At 60.6% G+C, this 19,438-nt stretch carries 17 protein-coding genes; 5 read left to right on the top strand and 12 right to left on the bottom strand.

Features of this window, described 5'->3' with window-relative positions:
- Positions 1-195: 195 nt before the first annotated feature.
- On the bottom strand, positions 196-471 hold the full coding sequence (locus tag IE091_RS11620) for an Lrp/AsnC family transcriptional regulator (RefSeq protein ID WP_026002022.1): 276 nt from the start codon (positions 469-471) through the stop codon (positions 196-198).
- Between the two features lie 258 nt (positions 472-729).
- Between IE091_RS11620 and IE091_RS11615 the strand changes: the two genes are divergently transcribed.
- Complete coding sequence (locus IE091_RS11615; protein WP_189463707.1) at positions 730-1,044, top strand: high-potential iron-sulfur protein; 315 nt, start codon at positions 730-732, stop codon at positions 1,042-1,044.
- Positions 1,045-1,081: 37 nt separating this feature from the next.
- Here the strand turns inward: IE091_RS11615 and IE091_RS11610 are convergent, their stop codons facing one another.
- The 5 genes from IE091_RS11610 to IE091_RS11590 form a co-directional block, all read right to left on the bottom strand.
- On the bottom strand, positions 1,082-2,647 hold the full coding sequence (locus tag IE091_RS11610) for a SpoVR family protein (RefSeq protein ID WP_189463706.1): 1,566 nt from the start codon (positions 2,645-2,647) through the stop codon (positions 1,082-1,084).
- 20 nt (positions 2,648-2,667) lie between these two features.
- The gene (locus IE091_RS11605; RefSeq protein ID WP_081192240.1) at positions 2,668-3,957 is read right to left on the bottom strand and encodes a YeaH/YhbH family protein; all 1,290 of its coding nucleotides are present in this window, start codon (positions 3,955-3,957) and stop codon (positions 2,668-2,670) included.
- An 80-nt stretch (positions 3,958-4,037) separates the two neighbouring features.
- A complete protein-coding gene (locus tag IE091_RS11600) occupies positions 4,038-5,960 on the bottom strand; it encodes a PrkA family serine protein kinase (protein WP_039181971.1) in 1,923 nt (640 codons plus the stop codon).
- Positions 5,961-6,239: 279 nt separating this feature from the next.
- Complete coding sequence (locus IE091_RS11595) at positions 6,240-7,283, bottom strand: threonine aldolase family protein (protein ID WP_189463705.1); 1,044 nt, start codon at positions 7,281-7,283, stop codon at positions 6,240-6,242.
- A 140-nt stretch (positions 7,284-7,423) separates the two neighbouring features.
- Positions 7,424-9,436: an NADPH-dependent 2,4-dienoyl-CoA reductase gene (locus IE091_RS11590; protein ID WP_189463704.1), complete on the bottom strand. Its 2,013-nt coding sequence runs from the start codon at positions 9,434-9,436 to the stop codon at positions 7,424-7,426.
- A gap of 171 nt (positions 9,437-9,607) precedes the next feature.
- Here IE091_RS11590 and IE091_RS11585 point away from each other — a divergent pair, with 171 nt between their 5' ends.
- Positions 9,608-10,525 (top strand): DMT family transporter, encoded by a 918-nt coding sequence (locus IE091_RS11585; protein ID WP_081192246.1) that lies wholly within the window; start codon positions 9,608-9,610, stop codon positions 10,523-10,525.
- A gap of 43 nt (positions 10,526-10,568) precedes the next feature.
- Positions 10,569-12,137, top strand: coding sequence for a bifunctional GNAT family N-acetyltransferase/carbon-nitrogen hydrolase family protein (locus IE091_RS11580; RefSeq protein WP_189463703.1), 1,569 nt, complete (start codon positions 10,569-10,571; stop codon positions 12,135-12,137).
- Positions 12,138-12,213: 76 nt separating this feature from the next.
- On the opposite strand, the gene IE091_RS11575 is transcribed toward IE091_RS11580, so the two are convergent.
- From IE091_RS11575 to IE091_RS11560, 4 genes are all read right to left on the bottom strand, one after another.
- Positions 12,214-12,513: an MGMT family protein gene (locus IE091_RS11575; protein ID WP_081192250.1), complete on the bottom strand. Its 300-nt coding sequence runs from the start codon at positions 12,511-12,513 to the stop codon at positions 12,214-12,216.
- A gap of 37 nt (positions 12,514-12,550) precedes the next feature.
- Positions 12,551-13,159 carry an FMN-dependent NADH-azoreductase gene (locus IE091_RS11570; protein ID WP_189463702.1) on the bottom strand — a complete coding sequence of 203 codons (609 nt, stop codon included), beginning with the start codon at positions 13,157-13,159 and terminating at the stop codon, positions 12,551-12,553.
- 414 nt (positions 13,160-13,573) lie between these two features.
- Positions 13,574-15,025, bottom strand: a complete 1,452-nt coding sequence (locus IE091_RS11565; RefSeq protein WP_189463701.1) for an alanine/glycine:cation symporter family protein — start codon at positions 15,023-15,025, stop codon at positions 13,574-13,576.
- 114 nt (positions 15,026-15,139) lie between these two features.
- Positions 15,140-15,559, bottom strand: a complete 420-nt coding sequence (locus IE091_RS11560; protein WP_081192256.1) for a secondary thiamine-phosphate synthase enzyme YjbQ — start codon at positions 15,557-15,559, stop codon at positions 15,140-15,142.
- Positions 15,560-15,762: 203 nt separating this feature from the next.
- Between IE091_RS11560 and IE091_RS11555 the strand changes: the two genes are divergently transcribed.
- Positions 15,763-16,326 (top strand): lipocalin family protein, encoded by a 564-nt coding sequence (locus tag IE091_RS11555; protein WP_081192811.1) that lies wholly within the window; start codon positions 15,763-15,765, stop codon positions 16,324-16,326.
- A gap of 27 nt (positions 16,327-16,353) precedes the next feature.
- Here IE091_RS11555 and IE091_RS11550 read toward each other — a convergent pair whose 3' ends face one another.
- Positions 16,354-17,280 (bottom strand): LysR family transcriptional regulator, encoded by a 927-nt coding sequence (locus IE091_RS11550; protein ID WP_189463700.1) that lies wholly within the window; start codon positions 17,278-17,280, stop codon positions 16,354-16,356.
- Between the two features lie 119 nt (positions 17,281-17,399).
- On the opposite strand from IE091_RS11550, the gene IE091_RS11545 reads away from it, so the two are divergent.
- A complete protein-coding gene (locus tag IE091_RS11545; protein ID WP_189463699.1) occupies positions 17,400-18,479 on the top strand; it encodes a tartrate dehydrogenase in 1,080 nt (359 codons plus the stop codon).
- A 164-nt stretch (positions 18,480-18,643) separates the two neighbouring features.
- Here IE091_RS11545 and wrbA read toward each other — a convergent pair whose 3' ends face one another.
- Positions 18,644-19,243, bottom strand: a complete 600-nt coding sequence (gene wrbA / locus IE091_RS11540; protein ID WP_039181945.1) for an NAD(P)H:quinone oxidoreductase — start codon at positions 19,241-19,243, stop codon at positions 18,644-18,646.
- Between the last annotated feature and the right edge of the window lie 195 nt (positions 19,244-19,438).

Below are 19,438 nucleotides of genomic sequence, written 5' to 3'. Positions count from 1 at the left end.
TGATGGTCATATCGCCGCATAGGTGTGCCGAATGATGCTGTGCACTATGCCAGAAAAATCAGGTGGTTGTCGACAGGCTATCCGCAACCACCTGAATAGTTACAAGTGATTTAGCCAACGGAGGACTCCCCTGCTATCTTTCAAGACGCCTTATCAGCGGCGTTTCATCATTCGTTTCGTCAACTTTCTGGGGCGTTACCAGCCAACGGAAAACATGGTTTCCAGATCATGGCGTGAGTGAACCTGCATGGCGTTCAGCGTCTCGGTATCGCTGATGCCTTCCACGGCATTCAACCGCTCGGTCACCAGCTCGGCCAGGCTTTCGAAATCGCGGGTGCGCGCAATGGCCACCAGATCGTAACGGCCGCAGGTGGAGTACACCTCACTGATACCTTCCACATCGGCCAGGCGTTCGGCCACGGCCTTGATCTGGCCTTTTTCGGTATTGATCAGGATGACTGCGCTTTGCATGGCGTCCTCGCAAATGAGTGGCGGTAAGATGAATACTGCACGACGCAGCGAGTATAGCAGCCTGCCCGGCGGGGCCAAGCCTTGCTGGGCAGCGTGGCCAATTGTCGCGCTTTTCATAAGGTTATTCGCACTAATTTTACGCTTGCGCTAGCATGTACTAGAGATCTCCAGCAGCGTTTCGCTGTCGGAGTTTTATAGAGGTGGCCCACCACCCGATCACCGTAGCACACCGTCAGACCGTGACGATAAGGAGACACCATGGCTAATCAGAGCCGTCGTAAGTTCATGCGTAACAGCGTGCTGGGGCTTGCTGCCCTGCCGTTTGGTGCGGGTATCCTGTCGAAAACTGCTTTTGCTCAGGAGCTGCCCCGTCTGGACCCGTCCTCACCGACGGCCCAAGCACTGAACTACGTTGAAGAAGCCAGTGACGCCAGCGACCACCCGGCTTTCGAAGAGGGTGAACTGTGCTCCAACTGCATGTTTTTCGTGGAAGGCACCGAAGGTTGCCAGCTGTTCCCGGAAAACAGTGTCGAGCCGGACGGCTGGTGCCAGTCCTGGACCGCACAAGGCTAATGCCCTGGACCCCGCGCTCGCCGCGGGGTCACTGTTTTCAGGGATGGCTTTCCTTGTTCTCTTCTTCTACCGGCCACTGGTAGCGGCGAGTCACCCGCCCCTCGTCCAGCGACACCAGGTGCACAGGAAACCCCCACAGCTGCTGAAGGTGACGAATCACCGGATACACGCTTCTGGCCAGCGGACGACGATGGTCCTGAACGTGATGCAGTGTCAGGGAGCGATCCCCCCGAATGGCGGCCTCCACCACTTGAATGTTGGGCTCGCGTACCGATAGCGCATACTGGGCCGAGAGCGCATTGCGCACCCGCCGATACCCCCGCTCGTCATGAATCGCCGCCACTTCCAACATCTCCGACTGGTCGTCGTCGACGATCATGAACAGCTTCAGGTCACGCATCACCTTGGGTGATAGAAACTGCTGGATGAACGACTCGTCCTTGAAGTTACGCATGGCGAACTCCAGCGTTTCCCGCCAGGGGCTACCGGCAATGTCCGGAAACCATTCGCGATCTTCGGCGGTGGGGTCTTCGCAGATGCGCTTAATGTCCATGAACATCGCAAAGCCCAGCGCATAAGGGTTCAAGCCGCTGTAGTGAGGGCTATCGAACCCCGGCTGATTAATGACCGCCGCGTGGGACTGCAGAAACTCCAGCATCAGCCCTTCGTCCACCTTGCCCTCGTCATAGAGCCGATTCATCAGGGTGTAGTGCCAGAAGCACGCCCAGCCCTCATTCATTACCAGGGTTTGCCGTTGAGGGTAGAAGTACTGCGCCAGCTTGCGCACGATGCGCACGATCTCCCGCTGCCAAGGGGCCAGCAGCGGCGCGTTCTTCTCGATGAAGTAGAGCAGGTTCTCCTGGGGCTCCGAGGGGTAGCGCCCGCCACTGTGCAGTCCTAACGGGTCATCGTCGCTGTGCAGCGCCCCGGGTAGCGGCTCTGCACCCGTCGGTGGCTCGGGAATGGTGCGCCAGAGCATGTTGACTTGGGTTTGCAGGTAGGCCTCTCGCTCCTCCTGGCGCTTGGCCTCCTCCTCGGCCGACATGGGCGAAGGCCGCTTGTAACGGTCGACCCCGTAATTCTGCAGGGCGTGGCAAGCGTCCAGCAACTGCTCCACGGCGTGAGTACCGTGGCGCTCTTCGCACTGGGCGATGTACTTGCGGGCAAATACCAGATAATCGACGATGGACTCGGCATCGGTCCAGGTACGAAACAGGTAGTTGCCCTTGAAGAAAGAGTTATGGCCGTAGCAGGCGTGGGCAATCACCAGCACCTGCATCATCAACGTGTTCTCCTCCATCAGGTAAGCGATACAGGGGTTGGAGTTGATCACCAACTCGTAGGCCAGCCCCATCTGGCCCCGCTTGTAGGCCTGCTCCACGGCCAGAAACTGCTTGCCGAACGACCAGTGGTGATAGCCCACCGGCATGCCCACGCTGGCGTAGGCATCCATCATCTGCTCGGTGGTGATCACTTCTATCTGATTGGGGTAGGTATCCAGCCGATACTCGTCAGCCAGCCGCGCCAGCTCTTCGTCAAAGCGCTCCAGAATACCAAAGTTCCAGTCGGAACCCGTTGCAATGGGGTTGCGGTCAACACTCATGGCCCACTCCTTAACGCGCGTTAGCGCTCCTGGCTCAGGCGGCGCTTGAACAGCTCACGGAAGACGGGATAGATATCCCCGGCATCGACGATCTGGCGCATGGCAAAACGCTCGGGAAACTGGGCAGCCACGGTTTCATACTCATGCCAAAGCGACTGATGATCGTGGGGGGTGATCTCCACGTAGGCGTAATACTGCAGCTGCGGCATCAGCTGCTTGACCAGCAGGTCGCGGCAGATATTGGAGTCATCGTCCCAGTTGTCGCCGTCGGAGGCCTGGGCCACATATAGATTCCACTGGCCTGCCGGGTAGCGCTTTTCGATGATCCTGTTCACCAGCGTCAGCGCACTGGAGACGATGGTTCCGCCGGTTTCGCGGGAGTAGAAGAACTCCTCCTCGTTGACCTCCCGAGCGGCGGTGTGGTGGCGCACGAATACCAGCTCGACCTTTTCGTAGTGCTTCTCCAGAAACAGGTAGAGCAGCAGGAAAAACCGCTTGGCGATATCCTTGTGGTTCTGGGTCATCGAGCCGGAAACGTCCATCACGCAAAACATCACCGCCTGGCTCGATGGCTGCGGCTGGGCGGCCAGCTGGTGATAGCGCAGGTCGTAGGTATCGATGAACGGAATCGCCTCGATGCGCTTCTCCAGCCGCTCCACCTCGGCCTTGAGCTCCGCCACCCGGGCCGGGTTGCGCAGCACCGGGTCCTTGCGCTCTTCCGCCGCCAGCGCCTCTTCAGCCTCTTTCAAAGCCCGCTTGATGGGCGCGCGCATGGCAATACGGCGGGCGTAGGCTTCGCGCATGGAGCGGGTAATGCTGATGCGCGAAGGTACGCCGTCACGGGCCAGCCCCGCCCGCACCATCTTGACCTCCTCCAGCGACTTCAAGGGCTTGCGCTGCAAGTGTGGCAGCTCCAGGCCGTCGAAAACGAATTCCAGGAACTCCTCGCGGCTGAGGGTGAAGGCAAACTCGTCGTTGCCCTCCCCCTGATTGGACGCCCCGCCTTCACCCGCGCCACCGCCGCCGCCCTGCCCACCGGGGCGACGTATTTTGTCCCCCTGCAGAAACTCCTTGTTGCCGGGGGAAACGATGGTGCGGGCGCCGCCGCTGCCGTGCTGGAACACCGGCTCGGAGATATCCCTGGTTGGAATCGAGATTTTCTCGCCGCGCTCCATGTCGGTGATGGAGCGACGGTTCACGGCTTCCTCGACCGAACGCTTGATATGCTTGCGGTAACGCTCCAGAAAGCGCTGCCGATTGACCGCGCTCTTGTGCTTGGCGTTAGGTCTGCGATCAATGAAGTAGGTCATTCGACCTCCTTGATGCCTCAGGCGGGAGCGCTGAACATTCGCGCCCGCCCATCGTGAGGTTCACCCCCGTAACCGGCTGGCTACTGGGACTTGCGAACGCGCAGATACCACTCGGAAAGCAACCGCACCTGCTTTTCGGTATAGCCGCGGTCCACCATGCGCGCCACGAAATCCTCGTGTTTCTTCTGATCGGACCTGGATGCCTTGGCGTTGAACGAGATGACCGGCAAAAGCTCCTCGGTATTGGCAAACATCTTGTGCTCGATGACGCCCTTGAGCTTCTCGTAGGACTGCCAGCTAGGGTTCATGCCGTTGTTCTGCGCCCGCGCCCGCAGCACGAAGTTGACCACTTCATGACGGAAGTCCTTGGGATTGGAGATCCCGGCCGGTTTTTCGATCTTCTCCAGCTCTTCGTTCAGCGACTGGCGGTTCAACAGCTCGCCGGTTTCGGGGTCGCGGTACTCCTGATCCTGAATCCAGAAGTCGGCATAGGTGACATAGCGGTCGAAAATGTTCTGACCATACTCGCTGTAGGACTCCAGGTACGCGGTCTGAATCTCCTTGCCGATGAAATCCACGTAACGCGGGGCCAGAAACTCCTTGATGAAGCCCAGGTAGCGCTCGAATACTTCCGACGGCAGTTGCTCCCGCTCAAGCGCCTGCTCCAGCACGTACAGCAGATGAACCGGGTTGGCTGCCACTTCCTGGCTGTCGAAGTTGAATACCCGCGAGAGGATCTTGAAGGCAAAGCGGGTCGACAGCCCCTGCATGCCTTCATCGACGCCTGCCGCGTCGCGATACTCCTGAATGGACTTGGCGCGGGGGTCGGTATCCTTGAGGTTGTCGCCGTCATAGACACGCATCTTGGAGTAGATACTGGAGTTTTCGGGCACTTTCAGCCGGGACAGCACGGAGAACTGGGCCAGCATGCGCAGCGTGTCCGGGGCACAAGGCGCGGCGTTCAGGGACGAGTCTTCCAGCAGTTTCTGGTAGATCTTGATCTCTTCGGAGACGCGCAGGCAGTAAGGCACCTTGACGATGTATACACGGTCGAGGAACGCCTCGTTATTGCGGTTGTTGCGGAAGGCCTGCCATTCGGATTCGTTGGAGTGGGCCAGAATGACGCCATCGAAGGGGATCGCGCCCATGCCTTCGGTGGGGTTGTAGTTCCCCTCTTGGGTGGCGGTCAGCAGCGGATGCAGCACCTTGATGGGTGCCTTGAACATCTCCACGAACTCCATCAGGCCCTGGTTGGCACGGCACAGCCCGCCCGAGAAGCTATAGGCGTCCGGGTCGTCCTGAGAGTAGAGCTCCAGCTGGCGGATATCCACCTTGCCCACCAGCGAGGAGATATCCTGGTTGTTCTCGTCACCGGGTTCGGTCTTGGAGATGGCGATCTGGTTCAAGCGCGACGGATAGAGCCGCACCACGCGAAATTGGGAGATATCTCCGCCGTACTCCTTCAAGCGTTTGGCGGCCCAGGGTGACATGACGCTGCGCAAGTAGCGGCTGGCAATACCGTACTCCTGCTCCAACAGCTTGCCGTCCTCTTCCGGTGAAAACAGCCCCAGCGGAGATTCGTACACCGGCGAGCCCTTGATGGCGTAAAACGGGATACGCTCCATGAGCAGCTTCAAACGCTCGGCCAGCGACGATTTACCGCCGCCCACCGGCCCCAGCAGGTAGAGAATCTGCTTGCGCTCTTCCAGGCCTTGGGCGGCGTGGCGGAAGTAGGCCACGATCTGCTCGATGGCCTCTTCCATGCCGTGAAATTCGGCAAACGCGGGGTAACGGCGAATCACCTTGTTGGAAAAGATACGTGACAGACGCGGGTCTTTCGCCGTGTCGATCACCTCAGGCTCGCCTATGGCTTCCAGCATGCGCTCGGCGGCGCTGGCATACACCTTGGGATCACGGCGGCACAGCGCCAGATACTCCTCCAGGCTCATGTCCTCTTGCTGAACGCGGGCAAAACGGTCTTGAACGTGATCAAAGATGCTCATGGAACTCTCCTGTGGCCCATCCCCGGCAGCCATCGCCTGACCCAAACCCCAGGCCGCCTGCCGTTCGAAGTGTCGCTCTATCAGCGTAGTCAGCATTAGCAAAATGTGATGACGAAACCTTCAACGCAGCGCAACGATCCGCGTCTTATATGGCTATGAGCAAAGGCGAGGCAAAATAGTTGCGTTGAAAGCGCAGCAGTGAAGAGAATCCCTTGCTGACAACGCAACGCGCCGCCTGAGCAGGCGGCGCGACGACCACGAACGAGCCTCGCTGGCGGCTTACTCCAGCACGGATTTGACGTCGGCCAGTAGCTGGTCCAGTAGTTCGATGGTGGTGTTCCAAGCGCACACGAAGCGTGCGCCGCCCGCACCAATGAAGGTATAGAAGGTCCATCCGCGCGCTTTCAACGCTTCGATGGCTTGCGGAGGCAATTCAACGAAAACGCTGTTGGCTTCGGTGGGGAACATCAGCGAGACGCCAGGCAGCGCCTGCAACCCTTCCGACAGATAGCGGGCCATGGCGTTGGCGTGCTCGGCATTGGTCAACCAGGCGCCGCTTTCCAGCAGGCCCAGCCAAGGCGCCGAGACATAGCGCATCTTGGAGGCGAGCTGGCCCGCCTGCTTGCAGCGGTAGGAGAAATCCTCGGCCAGTTCCCGGTTGAAAAACAGGATGGCTTCGCCAAACGCCAGGCCGTTCTTGGTGCCCGAAAAGCACAGCGCATCCACCCCAACCTGCCAGGTCAGCTCGGCCGGTGACGCCTTCAGGCTGGCGCAGGCATTGGCAAAGCGCGCGCCATCCATGTGCAGGCGCAGGTCATGCTTGTCGGCCATGGCGCGAATCGCCAACAGCTCTTCACGGGAGTAGACCGTACCCACTTCGGTGGCCTGGGTCAGCGACACGACCTTGGGTTTGGGGTAGTGGATATCGCTACGCTTGGTGACCAGCGCTTCGATTCCCTTGGGGGTCAGCTTGCCATTGGCACCCGGGGAGGTGAGCAGCTTGGCCCCGTTGGAGAAGAACTCCGGGCCGCCACACTCATCGGTTTCGATGTGGGCCAACTCATGACAAATCACGCTGTGGTAGCTGCGCCCCATCGCGGAAAGCGCCAGTGAATTGGCAGCGGTGCCGTTGAACACGAAGAACACATCGCAATCGTAGTCGAACATCTCACGAAAGCGGTCGGCGGCACGGGCAGTCCAGCGGTCGTTGCCGTAGGCCAGGTCATCGGCCTGATTGGCTTCCATCAGGTACTGCATCGCTTCCGGGCAAATACCCGAGGTGTTGTCACTGGCTAAAAATCGTGGGGTACACTCCGAGGGCATGACGATTATCCTTTTTCTCTGGCGGTCGTGCAGCGCAGGCCGGGTGCCACCTGCGCCTTAATTCCCTAACAGGGCTTAGTCGTTAGGGTTGACCTTCAGTCTATCGTCATTTCAACGTCAACGTCACGCGCTCAATATGGCTACAGCGTGGCAGCCAGACGGGTGCCCTGGTCAATCGCCCGCTTGGCATCCAGCTCGGCCGCTTCGTCTGCGCCACCAATCACATGCACGCGTTTGCCCGCCTGCTCCAGGGGCGTCAGCAGGTCCCGCACCGACTCCTGACCCGCACACACCACGATGGTGTCCACCGCCAGCACCTGCGCCTCTTCACCCTGACGAACATGCAGCCCGGCATCGTCGATTTTCAGGTACTCGCAGCCAGTCAGGGTACGCACCCCGCGCTGCTTGAGCGACGCGCGATGCACCCAGCCAGACGTCTTGCCCAGGTTTTTACCGGGCTTGGAGCTTTTGCGTTGCAACATCACGATACTGCGTGGTGAAGCGGGCGGTGTGGGAGCTTTCAGCCCGCCTGGCTCACTCACCGTGAGGTCCACGCCCCACTCTTCACACCAGGACTGCAGATCCAGGGCCGGGTGGCCATGATGCGCCAGCAGTTCCGACACATCGAAGCCGATACCTCCGGCACCAATCACGGCCACCCGGCGGCCCACTCGCTCGGGCTGCGCAATGGCTTCGGCGTAACTCAACACGCTGGGATGGTCGGCGCCAGGCAGGGTCAGCTCACGGGGCGTCACGCCGGTGGCCAGCACCACGTCGTCGAAGGCAGCCAGCGCCTCCAGCGTGGCGTCGGTATTCAAGCGTACCTCCACGCCGTACTTGTCGAGCATGACGCGGAAGTAGCGCAGCGTTTCGTTGAACTCTTCCTTGCCCGGAATCTTGCGCGCCAAGTTGAATTGCCCGCCCAGCTCGCTGTGCCGTTCGAACAGCACCACCCGATGACCTCGGCGGGCGGCTTCCACGGCGGTGGCAAGCCCGGCAGGCCCGCCGCCGACCACGGCCACTCGCTTGGGAGACTCGGCAGCCACCAAAGGCAGCTCGGTTTCGTGGCATGCACGCGGGTTGACCAGGCAAGAGGTCAGCTTGCCCATGAAGGTATGGTCGAGACACGCCTGATTACAGGCGATACAGGTATTGATCTCTTCGGCCTTGCCGAGCTCAGCTTTCTGCACCCATTCAGGGTCTGCCAGGAAAGGCCGCGCCATGGAGACCATGTCCGCGTGCCCTGACGCCAGCAGGCGCTCGGCCACGTCGGGCATATTGATGCGGTTGGTGGTGATCAGCGGGATCGACAGCGCGCTGCGAATCCGTTTGGTCACCTCGCTGAAGGCTGCCCGAGGCACGCTGGTGACGATGGTGGGCACCCGCGCTTCGTGCCAGCCGATGCCGGTATTGATCAGGTTGGCGCCCACCGCTTCGATGGCCTGGCCAAGCTGCACGACCTCTTCCCAGGTGCTGCCCCCCTCTACCAGGTCAATCATCGACAGCCGGAAGATGATCAGGAAGCGGCTGCCCACGGCTTCACGAATGCGCCTGACGATCTCCACCGCAAAGCGTATACGCCCTGCGAAGTCGCCGCCCCACTCATCGTCCCGGTGGTTGGTGCGGCGACAAATGAACTGATTGATCAGGTACCCCTCGGAGCCCATCACTTCGACCCCATCGTAGCCCGCCTGCTGGGCCAGCGTGGCGCAGCGCACGTAGTCGGCAATTTGCTGCTCGACCTCGTCGCTGGTCAGCGCACGGGGCACGAACGGATTGATGGGCGCCTGCAACGCCGAAGGCGCCACCAGCTCAGGGGAGTAAGCGTAGCGACCGGCGTGCAGAATCTGCATGCACAGATGTCCGCCCGCCTGGTGAACGGCGTCCACCACCTGGCGGTGCTCTTCGAGCTGGCTGGCCTCGGTGAGCGCATGCGCCCCCTGAAACACCGCACCCTCGGCATTCGGCGCAATGCCGCCAGTGACGATCAGGCTGACCCCCGCCCGCGCCCGCTCGGCATAGAACGCCGCCAAACGTGCAAAGCCGTTGGGGGCCTCTTCCAGGTTGGTGTGCATGGAGCCCATCAGCACCCGGTTGGGCAGCGTCAGGTGGCCCACGGTCAACGGGCGAAAAAGGTGCGGATAAGCGTGCATCACGGCGCTCCTTTGGAGTTGTTAGAAAGACAAGCCTCTCATATTCAAACAAGCGTATGACATAGTTCCTTCGGCGTACAGCCTTTTACCGCCGTTGCCCCCTTGCTCATCATGGAAAAGAAGGTCACATTAACCGGCTAACGATAAGGGATTGTTTTAAGGGAATGCGCTATGCCATTGATCTACTTCTTGCCCCCACTGGCCACCGTGCTGATCTGGTCGGGGAACATGACCATCAACCAGTTGACGGTCGGCGCCATCGCGCCCAGCAGTATCGCCTTTTTACGCTGGCTGCTGGCGCTGGCGGTCATGACCCCTTTCGTGCTGCCTGCGGTATTGCGTCACCGCGACGAGATTCGCCGCAACTGGCTGAAGCTGGCGCTGCTTGGGCTGCTGGGCATGGGCCTGTGGCAGGGGCTTGCCTACGTGGCAGCCGAAACCACCACCGCCACCAACATGGGCATTCTGGCGGCCATGGTACCCCTGCTGACGGTGCTGCTCAGCGCGCTGATTCTGCGTGAGCCCCCCACGATGGGCGGCGTGGCAGGCGGCGTGCTGGCCTTCATTGGCGTGACGGTACTGCTGGGGCGTGGCAACCCGCTGTCGTTGCTGCAACTGCAGGTGGCCCAGGGCGACGCGCTGATGGTGGTGGCAGCCACCTGCTATGCGCTGTATGGCGTTATGCTGAAACGCTGGGCCATGAACCTTCCGCCCTGGGTGATGCTTTACGCCCAGGTCTGTTTTGCCGTGCTGTTCCTGCTGCCCGCGTACCTGATGGGCCCCATGACCCCAGTGGATAGCAGCAACGTCTGGCTGATTCTCTACGCAGGCATTCCGGCCTCGGTGATCACTACCTTCCTATGGATGCGGGCCGTCCGTCAGATCGGGGCCAACCAGTCGAGTATTTTCATCAACCTGATGCCCTTGTTCAGCGCCCTGATTGCCATGGCGTTTTTGGGTGAGCGGGTAGCGGGCTTCCACTTCATTGGCGGGCTGCTGATCCTGGCAGGCGTGATCATGGCGCAGACCTTGACCCGCCCCTTGGTCAGCCGCGTGGCGGCCAGTAAAACGAGCAGCGCCCAGCAATGATACAATAGGCTAACTTCATTCGCTGAATGGGAACCCCTGACCTATGTCCCTGGAAGAACTGCACCTTAATCTGCGTAACCTGAGTAGCGACGATTACGAGCAGCTTAAGTCGCTGATGGACGCGGTGTATCATGATATTGGTGGCGCCTGGCCCGAGCACACCATTGCCAAGCTGATCCAGGAGTTTCCTGACGGTCAGATTGCCATCGAAGACGACGGCGTGCTGGTGGGCGTGGCCTTGACGGTACAAGTGGATTACGACGAGTTCTCCAACCCGCACAAGTACGACGACCTGATCGGCCACCGGAAAATCATTCTCAACAACCCCGACGGCGACGCCATGTACGGGCTGGATGTCCTGATCCACCCCGACTACCGTGGCTACCGCCTGGGCCGCCGCTTGTACGAAGCGCGCAAGGAGCTGTGCCGCTCCCACAACCTGCGCGCCATCCTGGCCGGCGGGCGCATTCCCGAGTATCACCAGCATGCAGGCGAGCTGACCCCGGCCCAGTACATTGACAAGGTCTCTCGCAAGGAGATCTACGACCCGATCCTCTCCTTCCAGTTGGCCAACGACTTTCAGGTCAAGCGCCTGCTGCGCAAATACCTGCCGGAAGACGAGCAGTCGCGTGGCTACGCCACGCTGCTGGAGTGGAACAACATCCTCTTCGAACCCGCCGACAGCGTGCTGGATACCCGCCCGACGCAGGTTCGAGTGGGCGCAGTGCAGTGGCAAATGCGTGAGTTTGCCTCGGTGGAAGCAGCGCTTCAGCAGATCGAGTATTTCGTCGATGCGCTCTCGGATTACCAAAGTGATTTTGCCGTTTTCCCGGAGCTGTTCACCACGCCGCTGATGGGCCTGCAGGATCGCGCCGCGCAGAAAGACCAGACCGCTGCCATCCGCTTTTTGGCGGGCTTCACCGACCGTTTCAAGAGCGAGCTGTCGCGGATGGCGGTGTCCTACAACATCAATATCGTCGGCGGTTCGATGATCGAGGTGGGCGAGGACGACCGTCTTTATAACGTGGCTTACCTGTTCCATCGGGACGGCGAGGTGGAGAAACAGTCGAAGCTGCATATCACCCCACAGGAGCGGCGCGACTGGGTGATCGAAGGCGGCGACGATCTGCAGGTGTTCGATACCGATGCAGGCCGTGTCGGCATCCTGATCTGCTACGATGTGGAATTCCCGGAGCTGGGCCGCCTGCTGGCCGACCAGGACATGGATATTCTGTTCGTGCCGTTCTGGGTCGACACCAAAAATGGCTACCTGCGTGTGCGCCACTGCGCTCAGGCGCGGGCCATCGAAAACGAGTGCTACGTGGTCATCTGCGGAAGCGTCGGCAACCTGCCGTCCATCGAGAACCTGGATATCCAGTATGCCCAGTCGGCGGTATTCACCCCCTCCGACTTTGCCTTCCCCCATGACGCGGTGCTGGCCGAAACCACGCCCAACACCGAGATGATCATCTTCTCGGACCTGGACTTGACCCGCCTGACCGTAGTGCGTGCAGAAGGCTCGGTGACCAACCTCAAGGACCGCCGCAAGGATCTCTTCGACCTGCGCTGGCGGGACTGGTCGCTGAAGTCCGGCGCCAAACGGGAAGAGTAAGCCCTACGGGAAGAGTAAGCCCTACGGGAAGAGTAAGCCTTCGGCTGCCGTGATGGCTGGATAAGAAACGGCTGTGCTAATCCGGCCATACCAGATGGGCAGGCACCCTGCCCTTGGCATCGAACACCACGCCCTCGTCACGCAACTTCTGGTGCTGGCGCGCCGCGCCGCCATGGTCGGCCAACGTCAGCGATGCCGCAATCACGCGGTGCCAGGGCACCTGGTGCCCCTCGGGCAAGTGTCGCATGGCAGACCCCACCATGCGCGGCGAGGCCCCTTCGGTCATGCTGGCCACGCGCCCATAAGTGGTCACCCGCCCCGCCGGGATCTGATCGACGATGGTATAGATCTGCTCCAACAGCTCGGGACGCGGCATGGCTACCTCGAATGCGTGAACTCCAAGGTGAAGTGGCTTACAGGCCATCCACCAGTTGATCGATGGCCTGGAAGGCTTCTTTCAGTGCGCTATCACGCTGGGCGTCACCCATGTTGAGGCCTTCCGCGAACACCACGTCCACATCGCTGATGCCCATCAGGCCCAGCATGGTTTTCAGGTGCGGGGTCTGGCTATCGAACTCGGTGCCAGCGTATTGGCCACCCCGGGCCGCCAGGATGATGGCGCGCTTACCTTCCAGCAGCCCCTGCGGGCCAGTTTCAGTATAGCGGAACGTTTCACCAGCGCGCAGCACGCGGTCGAACCACGCTTTCAACTGCGAAGGAATTCCCAGGTTGTACATCGGCACCGCCAGCACCAGCACGTCGTGGGAACGCAGCTCGGCCAGCAGCTCATCGGAGCGGGCCGCCAGTGCTTTTTGGGCGTCGCTGCGCTCGTCAGCGGGGGTTTGCCATGCGCCCAGCTCTTCGATGTCCAGGTGGGGCAGCGCATTGGCCACCACGTCGCGGTGGCTGACCTCCACGCCGCCACGGGCAGCGACCTGCTGCTGAAAATGGTTCGCCAACGCATTGGACTGGCCGTTTTCACCCAGAACGGAAGACGTGACCAACAGAGTACGAGTTGCCATCGTAAGATTCCTTGCCAAAGATTAAAGAGATGGCGCTATTCTAAGGCGCTTTCCAATAAGCAAAAGCGCAACGTTTTCCGCCGTTCATTCGACAAAATCGAATCGTGCTCCATAAAAAAAGGTTCTACGCAGACTCGCGTGAATCAATTGGCCTCCCACAAGGTGATTCAGGCAAGGTGCTTGCTCAGGTTGTGGGAGGGAGCTTCAGCTCGCGATGATTCCGGCACCCAGCTTGATAGGGGTGCCTGCTCAGACAGTCGCCCAATGAAATTGGCCTCCCACAATCCGCCATCAACAAGGTTCATCGCACTTTTCCGGGAATGGCTTCACTGTCTCGCTAGAATGCAATGACCTTAAAAAAGCCCCGCTCCGTGGCCATGGCGGCAACACGGGCGGGGCGTTTTCATGACGCGTTCAGGGCTTTTTGGGCCAGGCCTTGGGGTCCACCTTGTTGGCCAGTTTGGGGAACTGGCTCGGGTCGAACACCGGCTCCTTGCCCGCCTTCAGCTGCGCGTCGTAATCCTTGAACAGCGCAAAGGCAATGGGCGACAGCATCAGAATGGCCACCAGGTTGATAATCGCCATCATACCCATGGAAAGGTCGGCAAAATTCCAGATGGCTCCCAGGCTGGCCACCGAGCCCACCATGATCATGCCCAGCACGGCCAGACGATACAGCATCACCGCCAGCGGTGCCCTGCGGCCAGCCAGGTATTCGATGTTGGACTCACCGTAAGAGTAGTTGGCAATCACGGACGTGAACGCAAACAGCAGAATCGCTACCGCAATGAACATGCCGCCCCATTCGCCCACATGGCTGGTGAGCGCCATCTGCGTCAGCTGGATGCCGTTGCTCTCCTCACTGGCCAGCAGCTCTGGGCCCGCCATGATGATGATGGCCGCCGTGGCGGTACAGATCACCAGCGTATCCAGGAAGACCCCCAGCATCTGGATGAACCCTTGGGCCGCCGGATGATCCGGCCGAGTGCTGGCCGTGGCCGCCGCGTTGGGAGCAGAGCCCATGCCCGCCTCGTTGGAGAACAGGCCACGCTGAATACCGTTGATGATGGCCTGGGAAATGGCATAGCCCATGGCCCCGCCGGCGGCCTGCTCGATGCCGAAGGCGCTCTGCACGATGGTCAGCAGCGCAGCGGGCAGGTCGGCGATATTCATGGCCACCACGATCAGCGCCAGCACCAGATACAGCAGGGCCATCAGCGGCACGACCAGCTCGGCCACCTTGGCAATCGACTTCAAGCCGCCAAAGATGATCGGCGCCACGACGGCCATCAGCACCAGCCCCATGGCCCAGGTGGGAATGGCAAACGCCTGCTCCATGGCCTGGGCAATGGAGTTGGCCTGCACGCTATTGAAGGCCAGACCGAAGGCAATGATCAGGCAGATCGAAAACAGCACCGCCAGCCAGCGCAGCCCAAGGCCACGCTCGATATAGCGAGCCGGGCCGCCACGGAAGGTATTGTCGCCGTGGTCGGTCTTGTAGGCCTGCGCCAGCGTGGACTCCACGAAACTGGTCGCCATGCCCACCATGGCGGTCATCCACATCCAGAAAATCGCCCCTGGGCCACCGAAATAAATGGCGACCGCCACCCCGGCCAGGTTCCCCGTTCCCACTCGGGCCGCCAGGCTGGTCGAGAGCGCCTGAAAGGAGGAGATCCCGCCATTGGATTGCCGCGAGGTGCGCAGCAGTTTGAACATGTGGCCAAAATAGCGAATCTGAATTCCCCGTGTCATCACGGTAAAATAGAGACCTGCCCCAATGAGCAGATAAATCAGTACGCTGCCCCATAACAGCCCGTTGCTGCGATCCACGACCGCCGTCAACAGGGATGAAAGTGTCGCATCCATGGTTAATCAACCTTGATTGAATAAAGTGAAGGCGCATCATTCTTCACGGCTGCACCAAAATGGCAAGAAAAATGGCAAATTAGTCCATACACGGAAAGAAACGCTGCGCCATGCTCAGCAGCCCGTAATGGTCGCCAGGATTCTTCTGGGCCCGCCCTGTTCGCGATGCTCGCCCAGCCAGATGCCTTGCCAGGTGCCCAGCGCCAAACGCCCATCCCGCACGGCCAGGCAAAGCTGGGTACCCAGCAGGCTGGACACCACGTGGGCAGGCATGTCGTCCGGCCCTTCCAGGGTATGTCGAAAGTAATCCAGCCCTTCGGGCACCAAGCGACGCAGAAAGGCGTTCAGATCGTGGCGCACATCCGGGTCGCTGTTTTCGTTCAAGGTCAAGGAGGCCGAGGTATGCAGAAGCTGTAAGTGCACCAGCCCCTGATGGCACTCTTCGAGGCAGGGCAGTGCCCGAGCAATCTCATCAGTGATCAGATGGAAGCCCCTGGGCATGTCGGGCAGGTGAATCTCTTGTTGGTGCCACATAAACACTCCTTTGTCATGGTGGGCCTGCAAACAAGCATGGGTGTCGTCAAACCCAAACGTTTCGTTCAACCATAGCCTATTTCGCCGCGCACCCATAAAACTCACCACAGGTCATCGCCGCCATGGCGGTGGCGTCGCCTCGCTGTTAAATTGAATGGCGACATTCCCACCGCTTACAAGGAACCGTTCACATGGAGGTCGTCATGCGCTATTCCCTACTGTCGCCAAGGAAACTGGCAACGGCATCGGCGCTTTGTGTCTCAAGCGTGCTGCTGGCCGGATGCACGGGCATCCCCGATGGCACCGAGGCCGTCACCGGGTTCGAACTCGATCAGTACCTCGGGGAGTGGTATGAAATCGCTCGCCTGGACCACTCCTTCGAGCGCGGCCTGGACTGCGTGACCGCCAACTACAGCCTGCGCGACGATGGCGGTGTGCGGGTCATCAACCGGGGCTACAACCTGGCAGAAGGCAGCTGGGACGAAGCCGAAGGCCGGGCCTATTTCATCGACGATGAGAGCGTTGGCCGCCTGAAGGTGAGCTTCTTTGGCCCGTTCTACGGCGGCTACAACGTGCTGGCACTGGATGATGACTATCAGTGGGCGCTGGTCTCCGGCCCGAACCGAGACTACCTATGGATTCTGGCACGCACACCCACGCTGGATAGCGAGCTGGAAGCACGCCTGCGCCAGCAAGCCGCCGAGCTGGACTTCCCCACCGACGAGCTGATCGATGTGGTTCAAGACGAGCGCTGCCCCGGCCGCTAGTCTCTGCCATGCTCGCCTGCACAGCACCTACTCAGCGTCAGGCAACGCAGGTACTCGGCCCGCGATCTCCTGCTGGAGAAAATCGATTAGTGCACGGATGCGGGCCGGGGTATGGCGGCGCTGCTCGAACACCGCATAGAAGTCTGCCCGTACGCCCTGCCACTCGGGCAGCAGCAGCCGCAGCTCGCCACTGGCCAGGTGTTCGTTGACATCCCACCAGGAGCGCAGCATGACGCCATGGCCATCCAGCGCCAGTCGGGTCACCACTTCGCCATCGTTACTGGCCAGGTGGCCACTGACCTTGACCGATTGCTGGCGCCGCGCTGCGGAGCGCTGCTCGAAGCGCCACAGCGCAAAGTCACTATCGTTCTCGCGGATCAACAGGCAGCGGTGCTGCGCCAGGTCCTGCGGCGTACGCAGAGCGGGCATGTTGGCAAGGTAGCTCGGCGACGCACAGAGCATGCGCCGATTGGGCAGGATACGCCGAGCCACCAGCCGTGAATCCGGCGGTTCGCCAATGCGAATCCCCACATCGAACCCGTGGTCGCTGAGATTGAGGGGAAAGTTGGTCAGCTCCAGCCAGCTCTCGATGCTCGGATGCTGAACGCAGAAGCGTGACAGCAGCGGCGCAATGTGGCGTCGCCCAAAGCCAAAGGTGGCATTGACCCGCAACCGCCCCTGCAGCCCCTGGCTGGCCGCATCGAGCAGGTCACTCTCCAGGGCGTCCAGCTCATCGAGAATCAGGCTGCCCTGGGCAAGATAGCGCTCGCCTTCGGCGGTCAGTGTCAGGCGGCGGGTGGTGCGCGCCGCCAGCGACACCCCCAGCCGCGCCTCCAGCTGCTTCAGCCGTTTACTCACCGCCGAGAGGGAAATACCCAACTCGCGGGCCGTTGCCGTCAGGCTGCCCGCTCGAGCCAACTGCTGAAAAAACGCCAGATCGTCCAGTGGAGCCATGAGATTCTACACCTGAAAGCAACAATGGCTTGAATAGTAGCCTGATTATCTCATCGCCAACAGCCGCTACACTGCATGAACGGTACGCCTTTCACACGACCATAAAAAAAGGAGGCCCCATGGCCCATCAGATTGCAGTCATCGCTGGCGACGGCATCGGCACCGAAGTCATGCCGGAAGGTATTCGCGCACTGGAAGCGGTGGCCGAGCGCTTCGACCTCGCGCTGGAGTTCGCCACCTTTGAGTTCGGTAACTGCGACTACTACCTCGAGCACGGCAAGATGCTGCCGGATGACTGGTACGAGCAGCTCAAGGGCTTTGATGCGCTGTTTTATGGCGCCGTGGGCTGGCCGGACAAAGTGCCTGACCATATTTCCCTGTGGGGCTCGCTGCTGCAGTTCCGCCGCCAGTTCGATCAATACATCAACCTGCGCCCCTGCAAACTGATGCCGGGCATCAAGAGCCCGCTGGCCGGTCGCGCCCCGGGGGATATCGACTTCTACGTGGTGCGTGAAAACACCGAAGGCGAATACTCCAGCATCGGCGGCAAGATGTTCGAAGGCACCGAGCGGGAGATCGTCATTCAGGAAACCGTGATGAGCCGCACCGGGGTCGACCGAGTCTTGAAATACGCCTTCGACCTGGCCCAGACGCGACCACGCAAGAAGCTCACCTCGGCCACCAAGTCCAACGGCATCTCGATCACCATGCCCTACTGGGACGAGCGGGTCGCCGAGATGGCCAGGCAGTACCCGGATATCAACGTCGACAAGTTCCATATCGACATCCTCACAGCCAACTTCGTGCTGCACCCTGACTGGTTCGACGTGGTCGTGGGCAGCAACCTGTTCGGCGACATCCTCTCCGACCTGGGCCCGGCCTGCACCGGCACCATCGGCATTGCGCCTTCCGCCAATATCAATCCGGAAGGCAAGTTCCCCAGCCTGTTCGAGCCGGTTCATGGCAGCGCACCCGACATTGCGGGCAAGGGCATTGCCAACCCTATCGGCCAAATCTGGTCAGGCGCCATGATGTTGGAACACCTGGGACACAAGGAAGCTGCCGACGCCATGGTCGAGGCCATCGAAGCCGTGCTCAGTGAAGGGAACCCGCAGGTGCTCACCCGCGACGTGGGCGGCCAGGGCACCACGGAAAGCCTGGGCAAGGCCATTGCCGAGCGCCTGCGCGGCCAAGGCTAACGCCAGGCCCCACTGGCCATGTCGTTGATCGATGTGGTTGGTAAAAGTGGTTGGTAAAAATGGTTGGTAAAGGTGGTTGAAACGGTAGTGGTTGAAACGGCAGTTGTAAAAGCGCGAACGCCTGCCCTCAACGGGGCAGGCGTTCACACTGTGCGCGCTGAGCGTTAGCTGGCCAGTTTGGCAGCGACTTCAGCCACGTATTTACCTTGGAAACGGGCAATTTTCAGCTCGCGGTCATCCGGCTGACGCGAACCGTCGCCGCCTGCCAGCGTCGCCGCGCCATAGGGCGTGCCGCCGCTGACCTTCGAGATATCGAACTGCTCTTCGATGCCGTAACCAATCGGCACGATGACCATGCCGTGGTGGGCCAAGGTGGTCCAGGTCGACGTGATGGTCATCTCGTCGCCGCCCCCGGTGCCGGTGGAGGTAAACACGCTGGCGACCTTGCCACGCAGTGCGCCCTTCGCCCATAGCCCGCCGGTCTGGTCGAGGAAGGTACGCATCTGCCCAGCCATGTTGCCAAAGCGCGTCGGCGTGCCGAAGATGATGGCATCGTAGTCGGCCAGCTCCCCGGGCGTGGCTTCCGGAGTAGTGAAGTCCTGCTTGCCGCCGGCATTCTTGAACGCGTCTTCCGGCATGGTTTCCGGTACGCGCTTGACGGTGACCTCGACCCCTTCCACGCCCTCGGCGCCTTCTGCCACGGCGGCCGCCAGGGTGTCGATGTGCCCATACATCGAGTAATACAGTACCAATACCTTCGTCATGGCTCACTCCTTTCAGGTGATGACACGCTACCCCAGACGGGCAGCAAGGACTGGTTACACCATAGTCCAGCCCCAGCCACTTATCAGCGAAAGTTTTCGACGCTCTGAATCGATTTCATCGATGTGGGCACCTTGCACTTTTGCCACTTCGGCACTAATTTTTTTATATTCAACTTGTTTGCCGTTTCATTCGGG

Origin of the sequence: Vreelandella hamiltonii (assembly GCF_014651775.1) — a bacterium.
Classification (GTDB): Bacteria; Pseudomonadota; Gammaproteobacteria; order Pseudomonadales; family Halomonadaceae; genus Vreelandella; species Vreelandella hamiltonii.
This window is presented reverse-complemented; position numbering and strand designations above follow the sequence as displayed.